Source organism: Sphingomonas sp. 66-10, assembly GCF_001897045.1.
In the GTDB taxonomy this organism is placed as follows: domain Bacteria; phylum Pseudomonadota; class Alphaproteobacteria; order Sphingomonadales; family Sphingomonadaceae; genus Sphingomonas; species Sphingomonas lycopersici.
Map to the genome: position 1 here is coordinate 160093 of NZ_MKRR01000098.1, position 5854 is coordinate 165946.

General features: G+C 60.3%; 3 protein-coding genes. All 3 read right to left on the reverse strand.

The genetic code is table 11. The features are described from left to right. Positions 1-985 (reverse strand): hypothetical protein (locus BGN95_RS09455; protein ID WP_286772473.1); only part of this gene is annotated, 985 nt, incomplete at its 3' end. Between the two features lie 598 nt (positions 986-1583). Next, complete coding sequence (locus BGN95_RS09460) at positions 1584-2138, reverse strand: toxin-activating lysine-acyltransferase (protein ID WP_286772479.1); 555 nt, start codon at positions 2136-2138, stop codon at positions 1584-1586. Continuing rightward, positions 2122-5706 carry an SPM autocatalytic domain-containing protein gene (locus BGN95_RS09465; protein ID WP_286772474.1) on the reverse strand — a complete coding sequence of 1195 codons (3585 nt, stop codon included), beginning with the start codon at positions 5704-5706 and terminating at the stop codon, positions 2122-2124. The genes BGN95_RS09460 and BGN95_RS09465 overlap by 17 nt, the downstream gene beginning before the upstream one ends. Positions 5707-5854: the final 148 nt, after the last annotated feature.

The following is a 5854-nucleotide window of genomic DNA, read 5'->3' on the forward strand; positions in this document are numbered from 1 at the left end:
GCGCACCGAAGAACCCGGCCGCACAGGCGCAGCCGGGGACGAGCACCGGCAGCCCGTAATGATCGAACCAGGTGCCGAACAGCGCCAGCCCGGCCAGCGCGGCCCCGAGCCAGCCAAACAGGAACCGGCGCGCGGCCCCGCTCCCACCCACCGCTTCCTGTCGCCGCGCGGCGAACGCCATCGCCACCAACGGCCCGAGCAGCAGCACAAGCGTCCCGATATTGCCCAGCATCTCCGGCAGCGGATTGGCGTTGCGATGCTCGATCGACAGGAAATTGGCGAACAGGAACGCATCGGACTGGCCGATCGCGGCATAGAAGCCCCACGCCATCGCGGTCGGGACGAGCGCGATCGCCGCCAGCATCGCACCATAGGCCAAAGTGGCGGGAAGCCGGCGATGCGCGTGCCACTCGCGCCACATCAGCCACAGCCCGAAGTAAACGCCCTCGAACACCGCCGAATATTTGATCTGGAGCGCGATCCCCACCAGCGCCATCGCCGCGACGCCCCGCCGGTGGGGAAGGCCCCCGCCATTCTCGCCCGAAACGATCAGCAGCCCCGCCGCGGCCATCGGCAGATTGTAGAAGATCGGCGATTGCCCCCCGACGCCGTTGATCAGATCGGGCCACAAAATATAGCCGATCGCTGCCGCCATCGCCCCCGCCCCCCAACCCGCGCGCGCCGCCAGTCGCGCGACGATTAGCGCGGTGAGGACGAGCGCGGCGGTCGCCATCGCCTGATAGGCGAATATCCCCCACGGCAGCGGGAGGCGGGCGGCGGGGAGGTAGAGCAGAAATAGCCCAATCGGCTTCCTGTCCCAGATATCGATGAAGGGGAGCGCGCCGCGCCACATCTCGTGCGCAGTGACGTAATAGAATTCCTCGTCGGCATGAACGACGGGGTTGCCGAAGGTCAGCCCGCGCGCGGCGATCGCGACGAGGATCAACACGATCAGGCGATAGCGATTGAGGAACCCCGCATGCATCGCGCGCGCCTATCCGCTCGGGCGGGCCGCTGTCACCAGTGCAATGCGCTTTGCTTCAGAATGGCGCTTTCTCCGAGGAGCATTTCGCGCGCCGCCCGCGGATAAACCGCGATATGGTGACCCCTACGGGCATCCAGTTATCGCGGCAAGGTATTGATTTAACACCGGTATTCTCTTCCGATCCGATTTCCATACCATCACAAGTGCCAGCTGTCCATCGAGATTGCGTGGGATGAAATGGTGTTTGCGGGCGCAATGTGAAGCTTCTTGCGGCACTGCGGCACTGACGTTTCGGCTTTCATCAAGCTTGGCCATCGACATTGTTGCACATCAGGCTTCGGCTCAGACCCAACTCGATGGCCGCGGGACCTGCACTGGACGGCGTCACGCTTCGCCAACGGTCGACATCTAATGCATCGATGAGTGCGCGACTGAGCGGTCTCGTTCGACACCAGCGAGCAGGCGCGCGTGGCTTCGCTGCAATTCTTTCTGCGATATAGGCTCAATGGACTCGATCTTGCGCGCAAGCCGGTACGCATCGCCCCAAGCGACGAGATTGCTGTAATCCCGTCGCTTGGATAAAAGCCACATGTTCTGCTCAGGTTTGGCTGGCTGATGCACCCTGCCGCCCGAAGGTCACCTTGTCCTTCCGGCCTGTCGTCGGATCGGTACGGTGGAGGCTGAACGATTGGCCCGCGAAGGGGCCCGCGATCAGATCGGCCATCATGACCTCTGCAAGACGGTTCTCCACGGTGCTGAACGGCACGATCAATTCGAGCAGCCATAGCCGATCGCCGGATTTCCATTCGGCGGGGTCGAGGCGTTCGCCCTGCTCCACCTTTTGCTCGGCGCCCTCGGACAGCCATCCCCAAAGCGCGACCCCGAGCGGCATCTGCTCCAACCCTTCACGCGTCACCCCCGGAAGGAAATTCTCCGGATCGATCCCGTCGAGGCCAGGCAAGGGCCCGAAACGGAATATCCGAAATTGCTCGTGCAGCAGCGCCGGCATGATCGACCATTCGAGATCGGCAAGCTTGAGGTGTTTATGCACCGGCGATTGCGTCAGCAACCAGGTGATCTGCCCCAGCGCTTCCGCAACCGAGCGCGGGCCAACATTCGTTTCCAAATCGATTCTCCTAGAGCGCCGGTGCAAGCTGGGCGATTTCGTCGGCGACGGGAAGCGGCGGCTGTGTGATCGCGCCGACGCCCTCGCCGGCGTGGAACCCCGCCATCGCGACGAGCAGCCGATTGAGCGCATCGGGCGCCGCGCCCTGCGCAACCCCGGCGCCGCGCTGGCCGGTTTCGCCGCCAATGAGCGACGCGCGATCTGCGGCGTTGAGCGAGATCGGGGCCGCATCGCCGAGGATCGCAATCGCCTTAGCCAGCGGATCGCGATCGTCACCGGCGGCGACGCGCTCGGGTTGGTCGGCGGACCAGGCTTCGCCCAACGGCTGCCAGCCCGCGACCAACCGCGCGGCCTCCGCCGGCCGAGCATCGCCCGCCTCCGCGGGAGCGGCGTCGGCGTAAACCGCCGCGGGCGTCTTCTTCACGGCAATGCCCTGGTCTTCGGGCGTTGCCGCGAAGGTGCGGGGTGACGGGGCCGCTGACGCCCGCGACTGCGGCGGCGCCTCGGTTGCGGTCATCGACGCTTCGACGGTTTCGTCGGCCGATGACTCGTCCGCGGTCGCCGGCCGATCGGGCGATTCCCCATCCGCAAGGCCGGAGAATCTGATCTTCGGAGTGTCGCGTGCCGAATCTTCGTCATCGGCGATCATGGCGTCTTGCGCGTAGAAAACGGGCTCTTCATCAGCCACTGAAGCGGCATCTTCATAAGCGAGGAACACATCGCCGACATCCCCGCCGGTGCCGTTCGTCCGGACGAAGCTGGAATAAGCGTAAAACACATTGTCGGTCGCGCCGTCGACCGGCGCGCCGGTCTTGTCGAGCGACAGGCGAATCGCGCTGATCCGGCTCTCGGCCAGCGTGCTCAGTTCGTCGGCCTGGCTGATGCCGTCCTGATTGCGATCCTGCCAGATCTGGAACCGGGCGAATTCGGCGTCGCCGGCATCGAAATAATCGTTGCCGTTGCTGTCGTAGGCACGCAGCCCTTCGAGATCGGACACCGCGCCGGCATAATCCGCTGCGAAACTCAGTTCGTTGTAACGATCAATCGCACCGCTGCCGTCCCGGTCGAGCACCAGGAAGCCATCGTCGGCGGCAACCCAGCCGGTCCGATCCTCGGCGCCGTCGCCGTTCATGTCGAAATAGACATCGGATTCCTGAAGTGAGACTAGTTCGATACCGTCGCCGTCGAGATCGAGCACCACCGGGGGCAATGGCTGATCCCAGGGCCATCCTTCAACATAGACAAACTCACTGAATTTAGTAGAGGTTCCATAACCGTTCCGGTCTGTGATCGTCCAATAAATCGTTCCAGATGATCCGTAGTGAGAATTATAATATCTGTCGTATATGTTTAAATCCATTTTTCCGTTGCCGATATACCTAACAGATACATCCCAACTTCCCAAAGAATCCGATTCCCAGCTCACATTAGAAATTACAAATCCATCATTATCATCTTCATCTATAATTTTATATCTAATATAAGTACTTGCCATACCATAGTGAGAATAATCATATTCAAGACGCTGGCTATCATTCCCATCTTCTACCCGCACCGTCGCATTGACCGCGGTCGATATAAGTCCACCACCATCGATTGCCGCCAGTTCGGGGTAATAATATTCTATTGCTTCTTTGTTGGTCGCCGTCTGCTGCACCAACTGGAACTGGCCGGCGCTGTTAGGGTCAGCCCTTACCGAGAACAGCGGCGCTTCGGACGTGCCGTTACCGCTATTACGCGCTCCCCGTTGACCCTGCACCATGTTGCCGTGCAGATCGATCAAATCATTGTTCGCAGAACCAGCAATTTCGGTCTGGTTCGTTATATCGATCGTGTCCTCGACCTCGTAAGCGCCCGCTCGGAAGCGCCTATATGGCAAACCGATTGAAGACTCGATCCCGAAATCGACCGAGAGCTCCGCTGCAGTGGCGCCCAATTGCTCAAGGAAATAACCGAAACCTCCGAACCAGTCGGATGCGGCGCGCTGGTTCAGCCCCAGCTCGTTGGCCCGAGCGAACACGATCGCCCATTCTGCTGCAAATTTCGTCGTCGGCTCGGACGCGATCAGGGCAAGCACCGACGAAGACGCCGCTAAAAACTGCTCGTAACGCGCGCCGGCGGCGAGATTTCCAAATACAATATTGGAATCAAAATTCTCACGGTCGATACCGGACAGTTTAAGGCCGTTGTAAAATGCCCTTTTCAGAATGACGCTTCCGCCGAGGATCTGGAAATCCGGATCCGTCAGTCCGTTATAGGCGCCGTAGGCAATGAGCTTTTCTGCACCTTTCTGACCAGAATATCGCCTTGTAATCGCGGAATCGTCGCGCGTCGACCAAGGTCGATAAACGAACTCGGATTTGCGCATACCGTAATTTCCGGCCTGCACCTTCTCCGGTGTAGCCAGGCGCCCTCCGATCGTCGCCAACACCGAATTGAATGTCGCCGCAACCGAGCTCGCGACACTGATCGCTGCGTCCCGCGATCCGCCTTTTCGGCTATAGGAATTAGCCACATCGAACGACTGCGTCTCGGGGTCCCAGATGACATCAGCGCCGGATCGCGGCGTTCCGCCAAATACCGAGCCGATAAGCCCGCCGACGATAAATCCGAGAAAGGCGCCTGCGAGTGCACCTACAGGTCCGGCCCAGGCGCCCAGCTTTACGCCTAGCAAAGTTGCTTCGAATCCGGTCCCGACGACGGACGCTACCCCAAGAATCGAACCGGCCGAGCTTCCCAGCGAACTCCCAATCTGACCACCTATCGTGTCAAAGCGGACAAGCTCACTCGCGAGTTTCGTGCCGAGGAACGCCGCTCCGGCATTGGCGAGGCCACCACCTATCCCCTCAAAGGGATTTGTCGCCCCTTTGAGCAGATTTTGTGAAACCGTCGATATAACGTTATTGAGGCCGGTCTGAAGCACTTGTCCAGGGATGCCGTCGATCCCTATTTCGTTGATTAAAGATGCGATCAGATACGATGATGCCGCCCCTATGATATTCCCGGCGAATTCGGTTTCGATATTTGCCAGAACCTCTTTTCTCGTCAACGGTAGCGTCCCGCCCCCGCCATTAGCGATTACTTCGAAGATATTCTCGAGAACGGTCGCAAGCGCGCCGCTAAGAACGATTTTCCCGGCCGCGCTTTGGCCGAGGATATTGCCAAGTGTCGAGCCAAATGACGCGCCAAGCGCACCCGCCGTGTCGATTCGTTTGCCCTTCGCAATCTCGCCCTTCCAGACCACAGCCTGCGCGGCACCGGACAAGCGGCTGCGACGGATGCCGTTGCTGTCTGGCTCTTCGATTCCGGTGAAATCACTGTACTCGGACCACACGCGCTTGATCGCCGCCTCAGACGTCACATCGTAGCGCTCGACTTCTCGTCCCTGGTCGGTGACGACCGAGACGGTGAAACTACCATCCAGATTCTGTTGCAGAACGGCATTGCGATTGGGCGCGAGCTGGACCTGCGTCTGCTCGGGATTGCACAGCGCCTCATTGTGAACCCGGTTCCCGTCTGCGATATATGTCGGATGGGGCTCAACGGCGATGCTATAAACGTCAACGCTCTTATCGATGACAGCCGTCCATTCCACCGTCGCGGTGCCGTCTGCCGTCGCGATCCGATCGCCGACCTCGATCTTGCCAGCGGTGCGGAAGCTGCCATCGTGAGTTGGCCCCCGAAATGACCTGACAGGGTCTCGCTCTTAGATAAGAGTGAGCCATATGACTGAGCATACGACT